Annotated in this window: 25 protein-coding genes; 17 read left to right on the forward strand and 8 right to left on the reverse strand. The window is 45.5% G+C overall.

The window, feature by feature from the left end; all coding sequences use genetic code 11:
• The first annotated feature begins 171 nt into the window (after positions 1-171).
• The 4 genes from AXI57_RS04340 (at position 172) to AXI57_RS04355 (ending at position 5,532) form a co-directional block, all read left to right on the forward strand.
• The gene (locus tag AXI57_RS04340; RefSeq protein ID WP_003327094.1) at positions 172-1,473 is read left to right on the forward strand and encodes a homoserine dehydrogenase; all 1,302 of its coding nucleotides are present in this window, start codon (positions 172-174) and stop codon (positions 1,471-1,473) included.
• Complete coding sequence (gene thrC, locus AXI57_RS04345) at positions 1,473-2,531, forward strand: threonine synthase (protein WP_061669430.1); 1,059 nt, start codon at positions 1,473-1,475, stop codon at positions 2,529-2,531. Before AXI57_RS04340 ends, thrC begins: the two co-directional genes overlap by 1 nt.
• Positions 2,528-3,457, forward strand: coding sequence for a homoserine kinase (thrB, locus tag AXI57_RS04350; protein ID WP_061669334.1), 930 nt, complete (start codon positions 2,528-2,530; stop codon positions 3,455-3,457). The genes thrC and thrB overlap by 4 nt, the downstream gene beginning before the upstream one ends.
• A gap of 98 nt (positions 3,458-3,555) precedes the next feature.
• Complete coding sequence (locus AXI57_RS04355; RefSeq protein WP_061669335.1) at positions 3,556-5,532, forward strand: S9 family peptidase; 1,977 nt, start codon at positions 3,556-3,558, stop codon at positions 5,530-5,532.
• 42 nt (positions 5,533-5,574) lie between these two features.
• Here the strand turns inward: AXI57_RS04355 and AXI57_RS04360 are convergent, their stop codons facing one another.
• On the reverse strand, positions 5,575-5,910 hold the full coding sequence (locus tag AXI57_RS04360; protein ID WP_170316251.1) for a NifU family protein: 336 nt from the start codon (positions 5,908-5,910) through the stop codon (positions 5,575-5,577).
• Between the two features lie 108 nt (positions 5,911-6,018).
• Here AXI57_RS04360 and AXI57_RS04365 point away from each other — a divergent pair, with 108 nt between their 5' ends.
• A complete protein-coding gene (locus tag AXI57_RS04365) occupies positions 6,019-6,345 on the forward strand; it encodes a YuzD family protein (protein ID WP_061669431.1) in 327 nt (108 codons plus the stop codon).
• Positions 6,346-6,383: 38 nt separating this feature from the next.
• On the opposite strand, the gene AXI57_RS04370 is transcribed toward AXI57_RS04365, so the two are convergent.
• Together AXI57_RS04370 and AXI57_RS04375 are read right to left on the reverse strand one after the other, a co-directional pair.
• Complete coding sequence (locus AXI57_RS04370) at positions 6,384-6,896, reverse strand: phenolic acid decarboxylase (RefSeq protein WP_061669336.1); 513 nt, start codon at positions 6,894-6,896, stop codon at positions 6,384-6,386.
• Between the two features lie 218 nt (positions 6,897-7,114).
• The gene (locus AXI57_RS04375) at positions 7,115-8,182 is read right to left on the reverse strand and encodes an NAD(P)/FAD-dependent oxidoreductase (RefSeq protein ID WP_003327101.1); all 1,068 of its coding nucleotides are present in this window, start codon (positions 8,180-8,182) and stop codon (positions 7,115-7,117) included.
• 265 nt (positions 8,183-8,447) lie between these two features.
• On the opposite strand from AXI57_RS04375, the gene AXI57_RS04380 reads away from it, so the two are divergent.
• The 4 genes from AXI57_RS04380 (at position 8,448) to AXI57_RS04395 (ending at position 11,477) form a co-directional block, all read left to right on the forward strand.
• Positions 8,448-8,684, forward strand: a complete 237-nt coding sequence (locus AXI57_RS04380) for a YuzB family protein (RefSeq protein WP_003327102.1) — start codon at positions 8,448-8,450, stop codon at positions 8,682-8,684.
• A 159-nt stretch (positions 8,685-8,843) separates the two neighbouring features.
• Positions 8,844-10,058 carry a NupC/NupG family nucleoside CNT transporter gene (locus tag AXI57_RS04385; protein ID WP_061669337.1) on the forward strand — a complete coding sequence of 405 codons (1,215 nt, stop codon included), beginning with the start codon at positions 8,844-8,846 and terminating at the stop codon, positions 10,056-10,058.
• Positions 10,059-10,180: 122 nt separating this feature from the next.
• Positions 10,181-11,035 carry a diaminopimelate epimerase gene (dapF, locus tag AXI57_RS04390; RefSeq protein ID WP_061669338.1) on the forward strand — a complete coding sequence of 285 codons (855 nt, stop codon included), beginning with the start codon at positions 10,181-10,183 and terminating at the stop codon, positions 11,033-11,035.
• A 79-nt stretch (positions 11,036-11,114) separates the two neighbouring features.
• Positions 11,115-11,477: a HesB/IscA family protein gene (locus AXI57_RS04395; protein WP_003327108.1), complete on the forward strand. Its 363-nt coding sequence runs from the start codon at positions 11,115-11,117 to the stop codon at positions 11,475-11,477.
• 129 nt (positions 11,478-11,606) lie between these two features.
• On the opposite strand, the gene guaC is transcribed toward AXI57_RS04395, so the two are convergent.
• Positions 11,607-12,587 (reverse strand): GMP reductase, encoded by a 981-nt coding sequence (gene guaC, locus AXI57_RS04400; RefSeq protein ID WP_061669339.1) that lies wholly within the window; start codon positions 12,585-12,587, stop codon positions 11,607-11,609.
• A 289-nt stretch (positions 12,588-12,876) separates the two neighbouring features.
• Between guaC and AXI57_RS21275 the strand changes: the two genes are divergently transcribed.
• The gene (locus AXI57_RS21275; RefSeq protein ID WP_010789820.1) at positions 12,877-13,020 is read left to right on the forward strand and encodes a hypothetical protein; all 144 of its coding nucleotides are present in this window, start codon (positions 12,877-12,879) and stop codon (positions 13,018-13,020) included.
• Between the two features lie 33 nt (positions 13,021-13,053).
• Here the strand turns inward: AXI57_RS21275 and yumC are convergent, their stop codons facing one another.
• Positions 13,054-14,055 (reverse strand): ferredoxin--NADP reductase 2, encoded by a 1,002-nt coding sequence (yumC, locus tag AXI57_RS04405; protein ID WP_061669340.1) that lies wholly within the window; start codon positions 14,053-14,055, stop codon positions 13,054-13,056.
• Positions 14,056-14,435: 380 nt separating this feature from the next.
• Between yumC and AXI57_RS04410 the strand changes: the two genes are divergently transcribed.
• The 4 genes from AXI57_RS04410 to AXI57_RS04420 all read left to right on the forward strand — a co-directional run bounded on the left by AXI57_RS04410 (position 14,436) and on the right by AXI57_RS04420 (position 17,116).
• Positions 14,436-15,659, forward strand: a complete 1,224-nt coding sequence (locus AXI57_RS04410; RefSeq protein ID WP_013390645.1) for an NAD(P)/FAD-dependent oxidoreductase — start codon at positions 14,436-14,438, stop codon at positions 15,657-15,659.
• A 177-nt stretch (positions 15,660-15,836) separates the two neighbouring features.
• Positions 15,837-15,980 carry a YuiA family protein gene (locus tag AXI57_RS21550; RefSeq protein WP_157883205.1) on the forward strand — a complete coding sequence of 48 codons (144 nt, stop codon included), beginning with the start codon at positions 15,837-15,839 and terminating at the stop codon, positions 15,978-15,980.
• Between the two features lie 53 nt (positions 15,981-16,033).
• Positions 16,034-16,354, forward strand: a complete 321-nt coding sequence (locus AXI57_RS04415; RefSeq protein WP_003327113.1) for a YuiB family protein — start codon at positions 16,034-16,036, stop codon at positions 16,352-16,354.
• A gap of 105 nt (positions 16,355-16,459) precedes the next feature.
• A complete protein-coding gene (locus tag AXI57_RS04420) occupies positions 16,460-17,116 on the forward strand; it encodes a 3D domain-containing protein (protein WP_141292161.1) in 657 nt (218 codons plus the stop codon).
• A 106-nt stretch (positions 17,117-17,222) separates the two neighbouring features.
• Here the strand turns inward: AXI57_RS04420 and AXI57_RS04425 are convergent, their stop codons facing one another.
• Positions 17,223-17,699: a divergent PAP2 family protein gene (locus tag AXI57_RS04425; RefSeq protein WP_003327115.1), complete on the reverse strand. Its 477-nt coding sequence runs from the start codon at positions 17,697-17,699 to the stop codon at positions 17,223-17,225.
• 159 nt (positions 17,700-17,858) lie between these two features.
• On the opposite strand from AXI57_RS04425, the gene AXI57_RS04430 reads away from it, so the two are divergent.
• Positions 17,859-19,358, forward strand: coding sequence for a leucyl aminopeptidase (locus AXI57_RS04430; RefSeq protein ID WP_061669341.1), 1,500 nt, complete (start codon positions 17,859-17,861; stop codon positions 19,356-19,358).
• A 152-nt stretch (positions 19,359-19,510) separates the two neighbouring features.
• Positions 19,511-20,839, forward strand: a complete 1,329-nt coding sequence (locus AXI57_RS04435; RefSeq protein ID WP_013390643.1) for a Na+/H+ antiporter family protein — start codon at positions 19,511-19,513, stop codon at positions 20,837-20,839.
• Between the two features lie 72 nt (positions 20,840-20,911).
• Here AXI57_RS04435 and AXI57_RS04440 read toward each other — a convergent pair whose 3' ends face one another.
• Entirely contained in the window at positions 20,912-21,514 is a 603-nt protein-coding gene (locus tag AXI57_RS04440; RefSeq protein WP_061669342.1) for a biotin transporter BioY, read from the reverse strand.
• A 99-nt stretch (positions 21,515-21,613) separates the two neighbouring features.
• Here AXI57_RS04440 and AXI57_RS04445 point away from each other — a divergent pair, with 99 nt between their 5' ends.
• Complete coding sequence (locus tag AXI57_RS04445) at positions 21,614-22,210, forward strand: sulfite oxidase-like oxidoreductase (protein WP_003327122.1); 597 nt, start codon at positions 21,614-21,616, stop codon at positions 22,208-22,210.
• A 101-nt stretch (positions 22,211-22,311) separates the two neighbouring features.
• Here AXI57_RS04445 and AXI57_RS04450 read toward each other — a convergent pair whose 3' ends face one another.
• Positions 22,312-22,497 carry a DUF4177 domain-containing protein gene (locus AXI57_RS04450; RefSeq protein ID WP_003327123.1) on the reverse strand — a complete coding sequence of 62 codons (186 nt, stop codon included), beginning with the start codon at positions 22,495-22,497 and terminating at the stop codon, positions 22,312-22,314.
• Between the last annotated feature and the right edge of the window lie 42 nt (positions 22,498-22,539).

The raw sequence follows: 22,539 nt of genomic DNA on the forward strand, positions 1-22,539 counted from the left end.
ATATAGAATCTTGTCATATCAATGTGTTAAGCGCTTACAACAGGAGAGGCTTGAAGATTGCTGTCTTGTCAAATTGAAGATGGACTTATATAATATTTGTAACTTAAATGTCTGTGTTGAGTTAACAAATGTCTTTTATAAGAGGACAGTTGAATGAAAGGTGGAGTTTTTTTGAAAGCGATTCGAGTGGGGCTTTTAGGATTAGGCACTGTGGGAAGCGGTGTTGTCAGAATTATTCAAGAACATCAGGATAAACTGATGCATCAAGTCGGCTGCCCGGTTACGATAAAAAAAGTGCTTGTAAAAGATATAGATAAAAAAAGGGAAGCGGATTTGCCGAGGGAAGTATTGACGACGGAAGTGTATGACGTCATTGATGATCCCGATGTCGATGTCATTATTGAAGTAATCGGCGGGGTTGAGCAGACGAAGGAATACCTGCTTGACGCCCTGAAATCGAAAAAGCATGTCGTCACAGCAAATAAGGATCTAATGGCGGTCTGCGGTTCAGAGCTGCTTGCCGAAGCAAAAGAAAACGGCTGTGATCTGTACTTTGAAGCAAGCGTCGCCGGCGGTATCCCGATCCTGCGTACGCTTGAAGATGGACTGGCATCTGACCGGATCACAAAAATGATGGGAATTGTAAACGGAACAACAAATTTTATTTTAACGAAGATGATTAAAGAGAAGAGTCCGTATGAAGAAGTACTAAAAGAAGCGCAAAGCCTCGGATTTGCCGAAGCTGATCCGACAGCTGACGTCGAAGGGCTTGACGCGGCGCGGAAAATGGCGATCTTGGCACGTCTCGGCTTTTCCATGAATGTCGATCTGGAGGACGTCAAGGTGAAAGGGATCTCTCAGATTACAGATGAGGACATTAACTTCAGCAAGCGTCTCGGCTACACGATGAAACTGATCGGCATTGCCCAGCGTGACGGAAGCAAAGCCGAAGTCAGCGTTCAGCCGACACTGCTCCCTGATCACCATCCGCTCGCTGCCGTCCATAATGAATATAACGCGGTTTATGTATATGGCGAAGCGGTCGGCGAGACCATGTTTTACGGACCTGGTGCCGGAAGCATGCCGACAGCCACATCGGTTGTGTCCGACCTTGTCGCTGTCATGAAAAACATGCGCCTCGGCGTAACCGGCAACAGCTTTGTTGCCCCGCAATTTGAAAAAAATATGAAGTCGCCGTCCGATATTTACGCCCAGCAATTTTTAAGAATTCACGTCAAAGACCAGGTCGGCTCATTCTCAAAAATTACTTCTGTATTCTCTGAGCGCGGTGTCAGCTTTGAAAAAATTCTTCAGCTGCCGATTAAGGGACATGACGAACTGGCTGAAATTGTTATCGTCACCCACCATACATCAGAGTCTGATTTTAGTGATATTCTGCAAAACTTAAATGATCTGGAAGTCGTGGAAGAAGTAAAAAGCACGTATCGTGTAGAAGGGAACGGTTGGAGCTAATGTGGAAAGGACTTATCCATCACTATAAAGAACTTTTACCGGTAACTGATCAAACGCCGGCCCTGACATTACATGAAGGAAACACACCGCTCATTCATCTGTCAAAGCTGTCTGAAAAACTGGGCATTGAACTTCATGTGAAAACAGAAGGCGTGAATCCGACGGGCTCCTTCAAGGACCGGGGAATGGTAATGGCAGTCGCGAAGGCGAAAGAAGAAGGCAACGACACGATTATGTGTGCGTCTACCGGAAACACGTCCGCTGCGGCAGCCGCTTACGCAGCCCGCGCCAATATGAAATGTATCGTCATTATCCCGAACGGAAAAATCGCGTTCGGAAAACTTGCCCAAGCCGTCATGTACGGAGCAGAAATCATCGCGATTGACGGCAACTTTGACGATGCGCTGAAAATCGTCCGATCCATCTGTGAAAAATCACCGATCGCCCTTGTGAACTCAGTAAACCCTTACCGGATCGAAGGCCAAAAAACAGCCGCTTTTGAAGTGTGCGAACAGCTTGGCGGAGCGCCTGACATTTTGGCGATCCCGGTCGGAAATGCCGGAAACATTACAGCATACTGGAAGGGCTTCAAAGAATACCACGAGAAAAACGGCACGGGGCTTCCAAAAATGCGCGGTTTTGAAGCGGAAGGGGCTGCGGCCATCGTACGCAACAAAGTCATCGAAAACCCTGAAACAATGGCGACGGCCATCCGTATCGGAAATCCTGCGAGCTGGGATAAAGCCGTGCAAGCAGCCGAGGAATCTGCCGGGAAAATTGACGAAGTCACTGATGAAGAAATCCTGCACGCGTATCAGCTGATTGCCAGCGAAGAAGGCGTATTTGCAGAACCAGGATCTTGCGCGTCCATCGCCGGCGTGCTGAAGCAAGTCAAATCAGGAGAGATTCCGCAAGGCAGCAAAGTCGTCGCCGTCTTAACAGGAAACGGCTTAAAAGACCCGAACACTGCCGTCGATATTTCAGAGATCAAACCGGCTGCGCTGCCGACGGATGAAGACGGCATCCTTGAATACTTAAAGGGAGCGTCTCGTGTATGAATGAGGCCGACATGCTGTTTTCTGTCACTGTCCCGGGCAGTACTGCCAATTTAGGGCCTGGCTTTGATTCAGTGGGGATGGCGCTCAGCAGATATTTGAAGCTGACAGTCTATAAAAGTGCGGAATGGACTTTTGAAGCTGAAACAGAAACAGTTGCCGGAATCCCTGCTGGTACAGAAAATCTCATTTATCAAGTCGCAAAACGGACGGCTGATACGTATGGGAAAGAAATGCCTCCGGTGCACGTCAAGGTATGGAGCGACATTCCGTTAGCGCGTGGGCTCGGAAGCAGTGCGGCTGCGATTGTCGCTGCGATCGAACTTGCTGACGAGTTGTGCGGCTTACGTCTTTCAGAGGCTGACAAGCTTCATCTTGCCAGCCTTGAGGAAGGGCATCCGGACAATGCCGGGGCTTCTCTTGCCGGAGGCCTTGTGATCGGGCTGCATGAAGAGGAACATACACAAATAGTCCGTGTACAGAATGTAGACATTGATGTTGTCGTTGTCATCCCTTTTTATGAAGTGCTGACAAGAGATGCGAGGGACGTGCTTCCAAAACAGTTTCCTTATCAAGACGCTGTAAAAGCAAGCGCCGTCAGCAACATTCTCATCGCGGCACTCATGTCACAAGACTGGCCGCTTGTCGGCAAAATGATGAAAAAAGACATGTTCCACCAGCCATATCGGGCGATGCTTGTCCCTGAATTGTCTAAAGTCGAGCATGTGGCTGAGCTGAAAGGCGCTTACGGAACGGCGCTGAGCGGAGCGGGGCCGACGATCCTCGTATTTACCGAAAAAGGCAAAGGAGAGGCGCTGAGAGAGCAGCTTTCCCTTAATTTCCCGCACTGTGAGATTGCCTCACTGTCAGTTCCGAAAGAAGGCAGTGTCATAGAAAGAAACCCGTTACACCAAGTAAAAAGTGTATAGCGAAAAAAAGCGTTTCTTCAGCTTCTGGAGAAACGCTTTTTTTAAAGGGTTTTTTATTTAGAAAATCGAAATATAAGCAGATAAAGGAGGAGAATGATATGAAAAAGCTGATTCTCGCAGAGGATATCACTGCCTTAGTTTCGGTGACTGATCCGCATTATTCGCCCGACGGCAAGCGTGCGGCATTTGTCCAAACACAAGTGAATAAAGAAAAGGATTCATATACCTCACACATCATGGTGTATGACACAGAAAGCGGTCATTCCGTGCCATGGACTTATGGAGAAAAGAAAAACAGCGAGCCGAGATGGTCACCGGACGGCCGTCAGCTCGCATTTATATCCGACCGGGAAGGCGACGCCCCGCAGCTCTATATCTTGAGTACAGACGGCGGAGAAGCCAGAAAACTGACAGATATTCCTTATGGAGTATCACAGCCTGTATGGTCACCGGACGGCTGTTCTTTGCTTCTGTCAGTAAACCTCGCAGCCTCCGAGCATGTAAACGACAAAGAAAAAGCAGAGCATGATAACAATGAACCGGTTGAAATTCATTCTTTAACATATAAAAAAGACGGAAATGGCTTGATCAAAGGGACGTATGCACAGATTATTTTGGTCAGCGCCGTCACGGGTGAAATCAAGCAGCTGACCGCACACAAAGCGGACCATTTGGATCCCGTTTTCTCACCGGACGGCAAATCTATTGTGTTTACGGCTAATCTAACTGATCAAGATGATGCCAGTAAGCCTTATGATGTATACATGATGTCGCTTGACAGCAGTGATGTCAAGCAAATCACCCCTCACCGCGGTTTCTTTGGCTCCTGTTCTTTTTCTCCGGACGGAAAATACATCGCTCTTCTTGGTGAAGAACATGAATATCAAAATGCCACGTTAACGAAAGCATGGCTGTATCACTTTGAGAGCGGCCGTCTCACTTGTCTGACCGACATGCTGGACGTACATTTAGACGACGCTCTCATAGGTGACTCACTGATTGGAGGCGGTCAGCAGCGTCCGGTCTGGACTAAAGACAGCCAAGGGTTCTACGTCATCGGAACAGAGCAAGGCAGCACGGGCGTTTATTATATCTCAATTGAAGGTCTCGCCTATCCGATCCGGCTTGAGAAAGAGCATATCAACAGTTTTACGCTGCATCCAGATGAACAAAGCTATATCGCCAGTATTGCAAAGCCGACGCGGCCGAGCGAGCTTTACAGCATTCCGCTTGGAGCAGGAGAAGAGAAGCGCCTGACAAATGCCAATACACGCTTTATCGAAGAGCATATCTTATCAGAACCGCAAGAGCTTCAATATGAAACAGAAGACGGAGTGACAGTGAATGGCTGGCTGCTGAAGCCCGCCCGATTTGAAGAAGATAAGAAATATCCGCTGATTCTCAATATTCACGGCGGCCCACATATGATGTACGGCAATACGTATTTTCACGAATTTCAGGTACTGGCAGCGAAGGGGTATGCTGTCGTCTATGTGAATCCAAGAGGAAGCCACGGTTATGGGCAGACCTTTGTCAATGCGGTAAGAGGAGATTATGGAGGCAAGGACTATGAAGATGTGATGCAGGCTGTGGATGAAGTGATCAGCGCTCATTCATTTGTCGATACAGAGCGGCTGGGCGTAACCGGCGGAAGCTACGGCGGCTTTATGACCAATTGGATTGTCGGCCATACAAACCGCTTTAAGGCGGCTGTGACCCAGCGTTCCATTTCAAATTGGCTCAGTTTTCACGGCGTGAGTGATATCGGTTTTTTCTTTACTGATTGGCAGCTTGGACATGATATGTTTGAGGATGCGGAGAAGCTTTGGGACCGCTCGCCATTAAAATATGCAAAACAAGTGGAAACGCCGCTGCTCATTCTGCATGGGGAGCGTGATGACCGCTGTCCTGTAGAACAGGCGGAGCAGCTGTTTACAGCACTGAAAAAAATGAACAAGGAAACAGTTTTCGTCCGTTTTCCGGGCGCGTCGCATAATTTGTCACGCAGCGGCCATCCGAAGCAGCGGATCAAGCGTCTGGGTTATATCGGCTCATGGTTTGATAAGTATCTCTAACTAAAAAAACAGGCTGACGTTACATCAGCCTGTTTTGTCTTATTAAAATACTTGTTCTACTTCAACTACACCCGGCACTTCTTCAAGAAGAGCGCGTTCAATTCCGGCTTTCAGCGTAATTGTTGAACTTGGGCAGCTTCCGCATGCGCCAAGAAGGCGAAGTTTGACAATACCTTCATCCACATCAACAAGCTCACAGTCACCGCCGTCGCGAAGTAAAAATGGACGAAGTTTGTCCAGTACTTCCTGCACCTGTTCTTTCATTTCAACCTCAGTCATGACATTCGCTCCTTTCGTCGTCATAAAACCATTATATTCACAGTAACAATAAAAATCTATTGTTTGGTTTGCAAAGTTGCTTACATTATTATAGCATATCTACACTTGAACACAAAAACCGATTTTTATACAAAAAAGCTGCCCGTCTCTGTATACTATTGGCAAGGGGAAGTTCCGAAAAGACAAGAGGGAAAAGGAGCGCTTATCATGACAAAACCGGTTATGCTCAGTGTTTACGGAGCTGAAACAATGTGTGCGAGCTGTGTCAATATGCCCGCCGCAAAAGATACATATGAATGGCTGGAGGCTGCGCTGAAAAGGAAATATCCCGGACAGCCCTTCAAGATGGCTTATATCGATATTGACGAACCGCCCAATGATGAACACATCAAAAACCTTGTACAGAAAATACGTGATGATGAATACTTTTATCCGCTTGTGCTCGTGGAAGACAAAATTGTCGGAGAAGGAAACCCAAGATTACAAGACATATATATAGAAATGGAAAAGCACGGCTATACGGCAGTCAAATAGAAAAAAACCGCTGAAACGAAATCAGCGGTTTTTTTCTATTATTTTAATTTCCCGGCGCGGATATCGTCTGTCATTCCCTCATACGGCGCTTTGGAAATGGTTTCTTGGTTGTCGATGCCGGCATTCTCTAAAAAGGTGATATCGGCAAATTCCGGCACAACGTATTTAGGATATGTTTCGTATTTCTCCCGTGATTCTTCCATTACGTCAATATAATCATTTTGATAGCAAACTGTAATCTCCGGATGCTCGTGAACCCATTTCGGGAAAAAGATGATACCGTGCATTCGTTTTTCATTTGGCATAAAGTTTAAAGAAACGTCGGTTCCGGTCGGTTCAGTCCATGAAACCTTATAAACGCCTTCTGTCAGCTTCACAAGATCTACTTCCTGGTCGCGCACCCAGCGGCCGGCAACCATTCCGCTGTGAATGCGGTAATCAATTGTTTTGTCATTTTTAATATAGATTTCATATTCCCAGCCGTTTTCATACGTATAAATCATATGGCTTCCTACAAAGTCTTTTACATCTTCTCTAGGTTGATTTGTCATCTCAATCTGCTCCTTTTTTAACGATTTCATTTCAGATCACACATGAGTCAACATATTGCCGACAATATTAAGTAAACATGAACATGTTGTTATTTACATATATAATTATAAATCTATAAATTCTCTATGTCAATTAAGAGACTTGAAGCCGAAGAGAGGACCATTCGACATAAAAAAATACGCTGATTTAAAATCAGCGTATCTTCAGCAGTGAAAGCCTATCCGTTATGGTGCTTATACATCCACAGCAAACCGGATTTTAACAGACGCGGGACCCTGCCGATCAGCGGACGGTCCGCCACCAGGCCGAATCCTGCTTTTTTGCCGAGTGAACCAAGCACACCTTTTAATTTAAATTGCGGTAATGATTCAGGGAGCGCTTCTCCGCTCCAGCGTTTTTGCATGATTTGAACGATTTGTTCGGCTTGTGCTTCTGCGAGCTGTGCACTTGGAGCATGAGGAAGGCTGGCGCAATCTCCGACAACATAAACATGTTCATTGTCAGGGAGGTTATGATATGGCGTTAAGACAACCCGCCCTTGGGCGTCTTTTTCCACGTCCAAATCCCGAACCACCTTATTCGGCTGTATGCCGGCTGTCCAGACAATCGTATCGGCGGATATGGCTTCATCGTGGTTATAGACAATTCCGTCCTCCACTTTTGTGATGTTTGCCCGGTTGATGATGGTCACGCCATGCTCTTCAAACCATTTTTGCACATACTTGCTCAGGCGCTCCGGGAAGCTTGATAAAATAAGATCTCCGCGGTCAAACAGAATAATTTTTAAATCGTCCCTGCTTTCACGCAGCTCACTGGCAAGTTCGACGCCGCTTAATCCTGCGCCGACAATGGCGACTGCCGCTCCGGCGCTTAGATTATTCAGCCTTTGATACGTTTCACGCGACTGATCAATCGTCTGAATGCTGAATGTGTATTCCTGCGCCCCCGGTACATTATGATATTTATCCTCGCAGCCAAGTCCGATAACCGCGTCATCGTAGGAAATAGGTTCACGGTCATGAAACAGCACTTGTTTTTGCTCTAAATCGATGGATGAAATATCTCCGTATTGGACATCCAGATTCGGATGCTCAGGAAAAGACACTCTGATATGATGGTCAGAGATTGTTCCGGCAGCCAGAGCGTAGTATTCTGTTTTTAAGCAGTGATAAGGATTTCTGTCAATTAACGTGATTGAAACATCATTTGGCAGCTGATTTGGCAGCAAGCGATGAAGAACTCGCATGTTTCCGTAACCCCCGCCGATCAAGACCAATTTTTTCATGTGGATTCCCCTTTTTACCCGAAGAGTATGATAGACAAACCGAAAAAAAACACGAACTATGTAAAATAACAACTAGAATTATATCGAATTTGATCTAAAATCACAATAATAGTTTCAAAATAACCTACGAATTAGCTAAAAAGAGATCAATAGTAGAACATTAAAACGTAATTAATATGTTACGATAATGTTTGAAGGGAAGTCTTTCCTTTGACTAATTATAACAATTTCGTTAGGATAATGTACATATGTGAGGTGAAACCGCATGAATCCAATGATTGAATTTTGCGTCAGCAATTTGGCTCACGGCTCTCAAGAGGCTCGGGCGATTTTGGAAAAAGATCCAAATTTGGACGTGCTTGAATACGGATGCTTAAGCCATTGCGGAAAATGCATGGAATCCTTATTCGCACTCGTAAATGGAGAAGTCGTCACGGGAAGCGATGCCGCTGAACTTGTCGAAAATATATATACCTTTCTTGAAGAAAATCCAATGTTTTAAAAAAAGGGCCTAAAAGCAGGGCCCTTTTTTTATTGGTTTATTTATATAGGAAAGAAGGATGGGGAATTCAACTGATTTCTAAAAAATCAGTAGACATCAAAAATAAATATTGTTATCTTAAAAAAGGTCTTTTTTAAATAAAAAGTAAGAGGTGTATTGATGAATATAGTGTGGGGGCTGCTTGGTGCAGTGGCGGTGTTTGCCATTGCGTTTTTGTTTTCAGAAAAGAAAAGCAAAATTAATGTAAGAACAGTCGTAATCGGTTTATGTATACAAGTGGCGTTCGGTTTTATTGTCTTAAAGTGGGAGCAGGGGCGGGCCGTGTTTTTATGGTTCTCAAGTCTTGTTCAGCTTCTCATTGACTATGCGAATGAGGGCATCAGCTTTATTTTCGGCCCGCTGCTTAAAGTCGGCGATAGCCCGGCGTTTGCCTTAAGTGTGCTGCCGGTTATTATTTTCTTTTCGGCGCTGATTGCCGTATTGTATCACTTGAAAATCATGCAGCTTATTTTCCGCGTGATCGGCGGAGGATTATCAAAACTGCTAGGGACAAGCAGAACGGAATCACTGGCTGCCGCTGCTAATATTTTTGTCGGCCAATCAGAATCTCCCTTGGTGATCAAACCGTTTATCGCCGGACTCACACGGTCAGAGCTGTTTACGGTTATGACAAGCGGTCTTGCCGCCGTGGCAGGCTCCACTTTGTTTGGCTACGCTCTTCTCGGTATCCCGGTTGAGTACTTGCTTGCAGCAAGCTTCATGGCTGCACCGGCCGGATTGATTATCGGCAAAATGTTTATTCCGGAAACGGAAACTCCGCAAACCGTAAAAGGCGATTTCAAAATGGACGAAGGAGAAGGCGCAGCGAATGTAATAGATGCAGCCGCAAAAGGAGCGTCTACCGGACTTCAAATCGCGCTGAATGTCGGTGCGATGCTGCTTGCTTTTGTCGCCTTAATTGCTGTAGTGAACGGAGTTCTCGGCGGAATCGGCGGATGGTTCGGAATAAAGGGCCTCACATTAGAATACATTCTCGGATATGTGTTTTCTCCAATCGCGTTTGTGATTGGCGTGCCATGGCATGAAGCCTTGCAGGCGGGAAGCTATATCGGGCAGAAACTTGTGTTGAATGAGTTTGTCGCTTATTCCAACTTCGGCCCGCATATCGGCGAGTTTTCTAAGAAAACCGCTACAATTATCAGCTTTGCGCTTTGCGGCTTTGCCAACTTTTCTTCGATTGCGATTATGCTCGGCACCCTTGGCGGATTGGCGCCAAGCCGCCGTTCGGATATCGCGCGCCTCGGATTAAAGGCTGTTGTTGCGGGAACATTAGCCAACCTTCTCAGCGCGGCAATCGCCGGCATGTTCGTATAACAAATAAAAGCTCCTTGCATATTGGCAAGGAGCTTTTATGTATGAAAAACGGGGGATAATTGTATTGTGTCCGCTTATAATAGCTTTTATACTAAGTAAAAGAGAAAAAGTTGGAGGCACCTATGAATTCATTTCGATTTACCAAAATGCACGGTCTTGGAAACAGCTACATTTATGTTAATCAATTTGAAGAACAATTGCCGGAAGAACAATTGGCGGACATTGCTGTCAAGGTGTCTTCCGTATATACAGGCATCGGTTCAGACGGAATGATCCTTATCTGCCCTTCTGACAAAGCGCCGGTGAAAATGCGCATTTTTAACAATGACGGATCAGAAGGAAAAAACTGCGGAAACGGCCTTCGCTGCGTGGCAAAATATGCGTATGAGCATAGGCTGACAGAGGGAACTTCTTTCTTGATCGAAACACTGTCAGGCCTTGTCAAAGCGGAAGTTCAGACAGTGGACGGCAAAGTGAATGTCGTAACCGTCGACATGGGTGAACCGCGCCTGACAAAGGCAGAGCTTCCGATGCTCGGCGGCGGTGACGAGCAAACGATCAATGAAACGATGACATTTGGCGAAGCTGAGCTAAAGGGAACAGCGGTCTCAATGGGAAATCCTCATATCGTTTTTCCGATTGAAGACATCGAACAGGCCCCGCTTACGACACTGGGGCCGGTGATTGAAAAAGACCCGAGATTTCCTGAAGGCATTAATGTGGAATTTGTGGAGACCGTCAATGAAAAAGAACTGCATTTCCGCGTATGGGAACGTGGATCGGGGATTACACAGGCATGCGGAACAGGTGCATGCGCCGCGGCTGTCGCATCTGTGCTAAACGGGGTATCCAAACGTGATGATAACATTACGGTTCATTTAGCGGGCGGCGATCTGGTGATTAACTGGAAAGAAAATGGCCACGTAATGATGACAGGACCGGCTGAGACCGTTTGTGAAGGTGTATATTTCCTCTGAAACGCCTTGTTTGAGAATTAAGCCGATCAAGTTTATAATGATAGAACAACATCCGGTATCTAAAAGGAGGTTCACAAATATGAGCAACCCGGTAACAATTACTGAAGCAGCAGCTTTGCATATAAAAGATATGATGAAAGAGCATGAAGAAGAAAATGCTTTTTTACGCGTAGGAGTAAAAGGAGGCGGCTGCAGCGGCCTTTCTTATGGAATGGGTTTTGAACATGAAAAAGGCGAGCAGGACAGCGCCTTTGAACAGCACGGCATCACTGTCTTGGTCGACAACGAAAGCATGGATATCATGAACGGCACCATTATTGACTTTAAACAATCCATGATGGGCGGGGGCTTCACCATCGACAACCCGAACGCCATCGCATCATGCGGCTGCGGCTCTTCTTTCAGAACTGCTCAAAATGCTGGTAAGCCTGAGGAGTGCTGACGAATTATATCAATTTAAATGAAATGCCTTCTCGATAGTTAATTGAGGAGGCTTTTTGCTGTTTTAAATATGATAATGCCTCAATATGAAACTTAAACCGCTCTTTTCATAGAGCGGTTTATCCATTCATTAGTACTTATCCCCATTAAAAATCGAATTCTTCACAACAACATAATCCACGTTGCGGATGGCATCCAGTTTGTTCCCGCCAGCATATGAAATAGAGGACTGAAGATCCTGTTCCATTTCGATCAGCGTATCCTTTAAAGAACCTTTGTGTTCCACATGCATTTTCTTGCCTTCTACATTTTTCTTTTCACCTTTTTGAAATTCAGAAGCTGATCCAAAGTATTCTTTGTAGAGCTTTCCGTCTTTTTCAATGGTTTCTCCCGGGGATTCTTCGTGTCCGGCAAATAGTGAACCGATCATGACCATAGACGCGCCGAATCTGATTGATTTTGCGATGTCTCCATGGGTGCGGATGCCTCCGTCGGCAATAATCGGTTTGCTTGCGGCTTTTGCACACCAGCGCAGAGCCGCCAATTGCCAGCCGCCCGTTCCGAATCCGGTTTTGATCTTCGTAATACATACCTTACCGGGTCCGATGCCGACTTTTGTTGCATCCGCTCCGGCATTCTCTAATTCTCTGACAGCTTCCGGCGTTCCGATATTTCCCGCAATCACAAAGCTGTTCGGCAAATGTTTCTTAATATGCTGGATCATCTCGATGACTGCTTTTGAATGTCCGTGCGCGATGTCGATTGTCATGTATTCAGGTGTAAGATTTTCCTCAGCTAACTGTTGGACAAATTGATACTCCTCATCCTTGACTCCTACACTAATGGAAGAAAATAATCCGCGTGAGTTCATGTCTTTTATAAAATCTAAACGTTTTTCAGGTTCAAAACGGTGCATTACATAAAAGTAACCATTTTCAGCTAATGAAATAGCGAGATTTTCATCTATAATCGTCTGCATATTGGCAGGCACCACAGGCAATTTGAATGTACGTCCGCCCAGACGTACGGATGTATCACATTCAGATCGGCTATTCACGATGCATTTTGCAGGAATTAATTGAATATCTTCGTAATCAAACACGTTTTCCATAGTATCAGCTCCTAAAAACGAATATTATTCAAATTTTTATATTAAATGTTCGCCTTGTATAATGTACTCTGTTTTATTTAGGTTGTCAAATTTTCAACATGGGTAGCGCGGCTGCTTCGGATGACAATGCTTGTCATACACGATGAGTTTGGGTATCATAGTCTTAATGAATTGTCTGGGCTTGATAGGACGAGGGCATAAAACGAATCATGAGGAACGCTAAACATATAATTTCAAAAAAAGCTTGGTCTTTAGCACCAAGCTTTCTTTATGAAAAGGAGAGTACGGAATGAATCAACATGATCAAGAAAAAACATCTAAATCGCAAAAGATTCAAGACCGAATTATATTAGGGGCAATATGGGTTGTGTCGGCACTCGTTATTGCGCTGGTTGTCGGGACTGCGATGAATTACATCACCATATTTAAATAAAAAGGAGATGTGTCAGCGACACATCTCCTTTTTTTATTTTTTATTTTCAAAAAGACTTGTTGAGTGTAAAGGCTGGACGCGCGCTTTCGGGTCCATGTAAGCCTTCGCGTTATTTACTGCTGTCGGCGCTTCTCCAAATCCGCTTGCGATCAGTTTGACCTTACCTTCGTAGGTGCAGATATCACCGGCAGCGAAGAAACCTTCAATGTTGGTTTCCATTGTGGATTTGACGACAATGGAGTTTTTCTCGATATCAAGTCCCCAGTTTTTAATTGGGCCGAGCGATGACACGAAGCCGTAGTTGACGATCAAATCATCAATTTCAACGATCTCTTTCCGGTCACCTTTTACTTCTTCAAGCACAAGCTGTTCAATGCGGTCTTCGCCGACAAGCTCTGAAGGAACAAACGGCGTCAGTACATTGACCTTTGAATTGTGAAGGTTTTCTACACTGTGCTCATGCGCGCGGAATTTATCGCGGCGGTGAACAATGCTGACTTCTTTTGCGATTGGCTCAAGCATAAGCGCCCAGTCCACCGCGGAATCGCCTCCGCCCAGAATCGCCACGCGTCTTCCGGCAAACTGATTGAGATCATCAATAAAGTAGTGGAGGTTCTTGCCTTCATACTGTGCTGCTGATTCAAGCTCAAGTTTTCTCGGCTGGAACGCGCCGTTTCCTGCTGTGATAATGACTGTTTTGGAATAATGGATTTCTTTGTCCGTCACAAGTTTAAAAACACCGTCCGCTTGTTTTTCAACAGACTCAACGGCTTGTTCCAAACAGATGGTCTGATCAAATTTATCCATTTGTTCTTTTAAATTGTTCACAAGTTCTTGGGCGCGGATTTTAGGAAATCCGGCTACATCATATATATATTTCTCAGGGTATAAAGCGCTGAGCTGTCCGCCGAGCTGAGGAAGACTTTCAATTATTTTAACGCTGGCCTGTCTCATGCCGCCATAAAAAGCGGTAAATAGGCCAACCGGTCCTCCGCCGATAATGGTGATATCATAAACCTTTGAATCCTCTTGCATACAAATAAAGCCTCCTAATTGAAAATTGTTATTAATTATACCATATTTACTTTGATTTATGATGTGTCCTGCCTAAGAAAGTTTTGATGAAAAATAGGGATATTCAAGGCTTCATCAGGAAACATACACTGTTTAGGCTGAGCACTTTTGATCTTGATAAAAAGGACGTAAGCCGCTAATATAGTGGGGAGAACTCAAATGTTAATTTTTTCTGAATTTTTGGGAGGGCGGCCAGTAATCATCATTGCATTGCGATAAAGTGCAGGCTTTCACAAAAAAATTTCAATACATTTCATAAAAACCCGCCAAAAAGCTGAAGCTAACACAAATGAATATTTTATTATGCGTCTTAACAGCAAAATAAAAAGAAGGTGGATGTGATGGCATTGAATAAACCCAAAATCGTAATTTTAGGTGCAGGTTATGGCGGATTAATGACGGTCACAAGGCTGACAAAGCAAGTCGGCCCGAACGATGCTGACATTACGCTTGTGAACAAGCACAATTATCACTATGAAACAACATGGATGCATGAAGCGAGTGCAGGAACGCTTCACCATGACCGCTGCCGTTATCAAATAAAGGATGTTATTAACCAGTCTCGTGTGAACTTTGTTCAGGATACAGTAAAAGCGATTCATATAGAAGAACGAAAGGTTGTACTTGCAGGCGGAGAGCTTCCGTATGATTATCTGGTAATCGGCCTCGGCGCTGTGCCTGAAACATTCGGCATTAAAGGCTTGAAAGAGTACGCGTTTCCGATTGCGAATATCAATACGTCCCGCCAGTTGAGAGAGCACATTGAACTGCAGTTTGCGACTTACAATACGGAAGCGGAAAAACGCCCCGACCGTTTAACAATCGTCGTCGGCGGCGCCGGGTTTACCGGAATTGAATTTCTTGGCGAACTGGCCAACCGCGTGCCGGAGCTTTGCAAGGAATATGATATTGACCGCAGTCTTGTGCGGATTGTCTGCGTGGAAGCAGCTCCGACTGTGCTGCCTGGATTTGATCCCGAGCTTGTTGACTATGCGGTTCATTACCTCGAAGGGAAGGGCATCGAATTTAAAATCGGCACAGCCGTTCAAGAATGTACGCCCAACGGGGTGACAGTCGGCAAAAAAGACGAAGAGCCGGAGCAAATCCAGTCACAGACGGTTGTCTGGGCAGCCGGTGTCCGCGGGCATCCTATCGTTGAGGAAGCCGGCTTTGAAAATATGCGCGGCCGTGTAAAAGTGAACACCGACCTTCGTGCGCCGGGACATGATAATGTTTTTATTCTCGGTGACAGCTCGCTTTTTATCAACGAAGAAACAGACCGCCCGTATCCGCCTACAGCGCAAATCGCCATGCAGCAAGGAGAAACTGTTGCGAAAAACATTGGCAGGCTGATCAAAGGCGGAGGCCAGCTTGAAGAATTCAAGCCGGACATCAAAGGAACCGTGGCCTCGCTTGGTGAGCATGATGCGGTCGGTGTGGTATACGGCAGAAAGCTCAAAGGAACACCGGCCTCCATTATGAAAAAGGTCATCGACAACCGTTCGCTGTTTATGGTTGGCGGAATCGGACTCACACTGAAAAAAGGCAAATTCAAATTCTTCTAAGGAAATCCGCAGCCGCGGATTTTCTTCTTTTTTGAAAAACTGCAATACAAAAAGAGAACGAGAGTAAACAGAGGTTGTTTCCGCTTACATCAAATATCCGGTTATAAAATCTGACTTTATCATTGACACACAGATATGTTATATTATCAGAAAATTAAGAAAAAGGAGGAATCTTTCATGAATACTGTCACACAAAGTGCCTCGAAAACATGTTCACTTTGTTCAGGAAAAGGGTATATTCAGTTGCTGCTCGGCGGATCAGAAACATGTCCTTCTTGCGGGGGAACCGGCAAAGCGGATCGATCATTTTCCAGCCGTTGACTTTTTTGCCGCCCCCGCGGTACACTTAAAGTGGCCGCAGGGGGTGGAATATTTTGATTAGTTTGCCTGTCGTAATTATTTCAGTTGTCCTATTTTTTGTGCTGTTTTTCGGCATTGGTTTTCTATTGAACATGCTGTTAAGAATGTCTTGGATCATGGCTGTTGTCTATCCAATTGTATGCCTTTTCATTATTAGTAAGGATAAGCTTATCAGTTATTTTCACGCGCCGGGAGAATCGTTTTCCAGCCTGTTTCAGCGTGTGATCTCACTGGCAGCAGCCGATGTGCTGATATTGGCAAGCGGTCTGGCCGGCGCTATCGTTTCAGGCGTTGCCATCAATGCGCTTAGAAAAAGAGGATATCAAATGTTTTAAATGCCGCTTTCTTTAATAGAAAGCTTTTTTTGTGCATCCGAAAAAGACACATCTGCTTGAATAATGCTCTCTGAGTTGGGAACACTGACTGAAGGAGAGAGGTGGATGATGTTGAAAATAATCAGACGTTTGCTGATGTCCATTTTGTTTATACTTGCCTTTGGCACGACGTATTTAGCTGTTTCAGGAGTAGAGGCGAAGGACCTGTCAAACTGGGTCAATGAAAACCATGAAAAGTCTCTGAAGCAGCTTGGTCTGACATTGAAATCGATCCAGCAGAAAAAAGCCGAATCTATGTCCGGATCAGTTAAGCCCAGCAAATCATTGGAAGAGGCTTTTGACTGGAAGCAGTATCCCGCGCATAAAGTAACGGCAACCGGTTATACAGCCGGACCGGAGTCAACCGGAAAACATCCTGATGATCCTCAATACGGTCTTACATACTCAGGCGTAAAGGTGAAAAGAGATTTATATTCCACCGTTGCCGCAGACCCGTCCGTTTTTCCGATCGGGACGATTTTGTTCATCCCGGATTACGGATATGGCGTAGTCGCGGACACAGGCTCAGCTATTAAAGGAAGCCGCCTGGATCTTTATTATGAAACGGTTAAGGATGTCTATAGCAATTGGGGCAAAAAAACCCTTGATGTATATGTGATTAAAAAAGGAAACGGTTCAGTGACGGAAGCCGAACTTCTGAAATTAAACGAGAATAAATCCATGCAGGTATTCAGGAATCAGTATAAAACGGTGAAGGAATAACGTTTGCGTGCTTGGTGCTCAGCGTGAGCGCTGAGGCGCAGAAAGAATGGAAAAAAGCCCAAAACTGTCAACAGTTTTGGGCTTTATTATCGCTTCTGTAACGGAATTACATGAAAAAGTAATTTAAAATCAGGGTCAGCAAAATGCCGGTTAACCCGCCGAAAAAGACCTCAATCGGCTGATGGCCGAGCAGCTCTTTCAGCTTTTTCTGCTTTTCTTTTTCCTCCGCTTTCTGAAAATCTTTCGCTTCACTGACAAACCGGTTAAAATCAATGACAAGTTTATTGATGACTGTCGCTTGTTCTCCGGCATGCCGTCTGACGCCTGTGGCATCAAACATGGTAATGACAGCGAAAATTGCCGAGACCGCAAATAAGGAAGAGCCCAATCCGTGTTCCAGAGCCACGCCTGTGGACAGTGCCGTTACTGCGGCGGAGTGGGAGCTCGGCATGCCGCCGGTGCTTGTTACCAGTGACCAGTCGAGCCTTCTTGATACGATAAATTGTATAGGCACTTTAACGACTTGGGCAAATACAATGGCGGCCAGACTTGATAATAAAGGAAAATTCATAAAGAGTTCCATATGTGAACATCCTTTCTTTAAGAAAATCAGTTATGTTTTCATAATAAAAAGCAGCTCTGCTTCATTGTTTGTTAAAATAAGTGTATGGGAAAGAATGTTTTTCCTATTATACCATTGTTGCTGACAAATACCCATTACGTTGACAAGGAGTGTGTGCTCATGTTTTACGCAGTCAATCAATTGGAAAATAAAGAAACGCTTTTGGTCGGGCTTTTTCAAAAAAGCCAGCTGACTGAAAAAGTAAAGGAAATTGATGAAAAGCTGGATGGCCAGCTGACGCAGCTTCTGAAAGACGGCGATGTTTCTGTGAAACGGAATCAAGTATCAAAAGTATTCCCGCCCCTCGCCTCAGGTATGAAACGCATTTATTTTATTGGTTTGGGAAGAGAGGCAGATTATACATTTGAGGATGCAAAGGAATGCTTTGCACGCGCTTTTCAAACCATCCATAAAGATCGGAAAGAAGAGGTTTCTGTTTTGCTTGATACCTTTATTACCGATAAAGTGCCGGCAGCCGATGCCGCTCATGCCTTAGCGGAAAGCTGCCTGCTTGCTACATACGAAGTGCAGGATTATAAACATAAATCAAACGAGCCGGAAAAACAGATGAAGTCGGTCTATGCCTTGACAGAGGGAGATTCTCAAGAGGTTCATGCGGGTCTTCGGGTCGGCCGCGCTTTCGGCCAGGCGGCCAACTCTGCAAGAATGCTTGTCAATATGCCCGGCAATATGCTGACTGCAACTGATTTGGCTTCTTATGCGGTTGAGCTTGCCGCTAAGTACGATTTTGAATGCGAAATTTTGGAAAAAGATGATATGGAAGAGCTCGGCATGGGGGGCATACTTGCCGTGAACCAAGGCTCGGCGGAACCCCCGAAAATGATTGTGCTGAAATATCAGGCAAAAGAAGCTTGGGAAGATGTCATCGGATTTGTCGGTAAAGGGATTACGTTTGATACCGGAGGATATTCGATTAAAACAAAAGACGGCATCGTCGGCATGAAATCAGATATGGGAGGGGCAGCCGCGGTGCTTGGCGCAATGGAGGCTATTGGAGAACTCCGGCCTGAACAAAATGTGCTGGCTGTGATCCCATCGACGGATAATATGATATCAGGCGCGGCGATGAAGCCTGATGACGTTATTGTATCCTTAAGCGGAAAAACCATTGAAATTTTAAATACAGATGCGGAAGGAAGACTTGTGCTGGCGGATGGCATCACATACGCCAAGCAGCATGGCGCGTCTGTATTGGTGGATGCAGCAACGCTGACAGGCGGTGTCGTCGTCGCATTAGGAACGGAAACAACGGGCGCCATGACAAATGATCAAGCGTTTTACCAGCAAGTGGCTGAGGCTGCGGAAGAGTGCGGTGAGGCGATCTGGCAGCTTCCGATCACTGAAAAGGATAAAAAACGTGTGAAAAACAGCCAAATGGCGGACTTGAACAATTCACCGGGAAGAGAAGGCCATGCGATCATGGCAGGAACGTTTATCGGAGAATTTGCTGAACATACGCCTTGGGTTCACCTTGATATAGCGGGCACCGCAACGTCGAAAAAAGCAACATGCTTTGGACCGGCGGGCGCCACAGGTGTGATGGCTAGAACACTCGCGACATTGGCAGAGCGCTTCACACCAGAAAAAACAAAAGCATAACTCCTTCTCCCCCCACTGCGAAACTGCAGCGGGGGATTTTTATTTTCTGCTTAAATCTTTAGTTGACTAAAGTGTTTGTCATATGATAAGATACGTTCATTACTTTACTTGTCTACTACATTAGCAAACTAAAGGATTTTTGGAGGGGTAGTATGAATGCAGTCGTTATCGCAGTGCTGCTTATGCTGGTATTAAGCTTGCTGCGTGTCAATATAGTTATTGCTTTAATGATTGGCGCCTTAGCCGGCGGTTTAACAGGAGGCCTTGGTCTTGGGGAGACCGTTAAAGCCTTCACAGAGGGGCTTGGGGGCAATGCCACCGTTGCCGTTAGTTATGCGCTGCTTGGCGCTTTTGCGGCGGCCTTAACAAAAACGGGCTTGCCGGATGCAATGGTTGAAGCATCTGTGAAATTAATCGGGAAAAAGGAAGATACACGGAAAAAGGCGCTGTCTAAGGTACTGATCGTCTTCATTATTTTAATCGTATCGTGCTTTTCGCAAAACGTGGTCCCTGTTCATATCGCGTTTATTCCGGTGCTGATTCCGCCGCTGTTAAAAATCTTTAATGAACTTGAAATGGACCGCAGGCTGATTGCTTGTGTGATTACCTTTGGACTCACAGCGCCGTATATTGCACTGCCTGTTGGTTTCGGACAGATTTTCCAAGGTATGCTAAGAGATAACATGGCGGATGCAGGGTTGAAAGTTTCTCTCGGAGACATCCCATACGCGATGATCATTCCGACTGCGGGAATGGTTGTCGGATTGATTTTAGCTGTGCTCGTGTACCGTAAACCGAAAGTATATGAAACGAAAGACGTTTCGGGAATGAAAGCATCTCCCTATACGAAAAAAAGCCTCGGCATAGCCGTTTTGGCAATCGTTGTGTCACTTGGCGTCCAGCTTTACTTATCGCAAGTATTAGGAGTAGAAGGAATGATAATGGGGGCGCTTGCCGGTCTCATTATCCTGTTTGTCACCGGTGTAATGAAGCGTGAGGAAGCTGATTCTTTAATTACAGATGGTATGGTCATGATGGCCTTTATCGGGTTTGTCATGCTGGTTGCGGCTGGATTCTCGAATGTCTTGACAAAAACGGGCGATGTCGGTGCGCTTGTGAAATCAGCAGCCGGCATTATCGGACATAGCCAGTCATTGGGCGCTTTTCTCATGTTGATTGTCGGTCTTTTAATCACGATGGGGATCGGATCATCTTTTGCCACGATCCCGGTCATTACCACGATCTTTGTTCCGCTGTGCCTTCAGCTTGGGTTCAGCCCGATGGCGACGATTGCGGTCATCGGTGCTGCAGCCGCGCTTGGAGACGCCGGTTCTCCTGCAAGCGACAGTACGCTCGGCCCGACCTCAGGGCTTAGTGCAGATGGACAGCATCACCATATCTGGGATACTTGTGTGCCGACATTTATCTTTTATAACATTCCGCTTGTTTTATTTGGATGGATTGCGGCGCTTGTGCTGTAAACAAAAAGGCTCTCCGGCCGGAGGGCTTTTTTGTTTGGGCATAAAAAAGAACCACTCAAAGAGAACGGTTCATTATGTGGAAGAAATATGATTTCTGCTGAAGCCGGTTGCTTTATGGATAGAACGGTAAATGGAAGGCGCGATAAAAGCCAAAACAATTGCAAAAGCCATATCCTTAACTATAAACCAGAACATGAAAATCCAGGCTGTTCCATAGCTGATGGGCGCATCAATCCAAATCTTTAAGGCAAGATACATATAAGTAGTGCCGACCAGATACATGATGGCAGTTCCGAGCAGAGAAGCGATAAGAAAACGAAGTCTGCTTGGCTGCGCTTTCCGTTCTAAATACCACCCCGCAGCAAAAGCTGCCGGAATATAAGATAGAATGAAGCCGCCGCTTTTACCGGCAAACGGAGCAAAGCCCGCTGAAAACTGAGCAAAGACAGGCGCGCCGATTAATCCGACAAGCGCGTAAACAATCATGGCGATAGAAGCTCGTCTGCTCCCGAGAAGCAGTGCGGCCAATAGACAGAAAAAGGGCTGCATAGAAAGCGGAATACCTGCCACTTGCAAAAAAGGTGCCATTGATGTAATGTTGGCGCCGACACCCATGAGTGCTGCGAACATGCCGATCAGCGCCATATCACTCACACGAAGTTTATTCTGAATCATCTTTTTTCCCCCTTGGATATATACACAATCATAGAGTAATCGAATCCAGATTAATTGTCAACTTCTTTATCAAATAAGTTAACATAAGGAGGGAGCCGTATGTTTTTCGGAAAACCAAAGCAAACCGATCAATCCGGAAGAGTGCCGCCCAACCAAAACGTCACAACCAAATTTCCTGTGCTTCATGCCGGAAACGTGCCGTATTATAAGGATATGACGAAGTGGAACCTGCAAGTCTACGGCTTAGTTGACGAGCCGATGCTCCTAAGCTTCAATGATATAAAAGCTTTTCCGACGGCTGAGACGAAAAATGATATCCATTGCGTAACCGGCTGGTCCCGGCTTGATAATGTGTGGCAGGGAGTGCGGGCAAAAGATATCGCGGAAAAAGCGCAGGTAAAGAAAGAAGCGGGCTTCGTCATTCTGCATGCGGAAGAAGGCTGGACGGCCAATCTGCCTCTTGCGGATTTTATAGCAGAAACCTCTCTGCTCGCATATGCGCATAATGGGGAACCCTTAACACCGGAACACGGCTTTCCGCTGAGAGGGGTTTTTCCTCATTTGTATTTTTGGAAAAGCGCCAAGTGGCTGCGCGGCATCCAGTTTACGAAAGAAAACCACCCGGGATTCTGGGAACAAAACGGATACCATATGAGAGGCGACCCGTGGCAAAATCAAAGATTTCAATGGGATTAAATAAGGGGAGATTCCCCTTATTTGATTGGTTATGGATTCTCCTTTCATCTCGCCTTGAATGGAAAAAACTCGGTTTACATAAAAAAGGCTCAGCCAAATGACTAAGCCTCTTTTTCAAATATGATCTCAAAATAAGCAGCCGCACCGTAGCCGTCAATACTGGGAGCAAAGATCTGAACAAGCTTCCAGCCTTGTTTCGCATACTCATGTATGATTTCTTGATAATCCTCTTTAGGTCTTCTTCTCATGGAACTTAATTCAACTCTTACAAATTCATATTTCTTCATCAATAAAAGACCTCCTTACTCAATTAATACGGATCAGGAAAG

It is taken from the genome of Bacillus atrophaeus, assembly GCF_001584335.1.
GTDB lineage: Bacteria > Bacillota > Bacilli > Bacillales > Bacillaceae > Bacillus > Bacillus atrophaeus.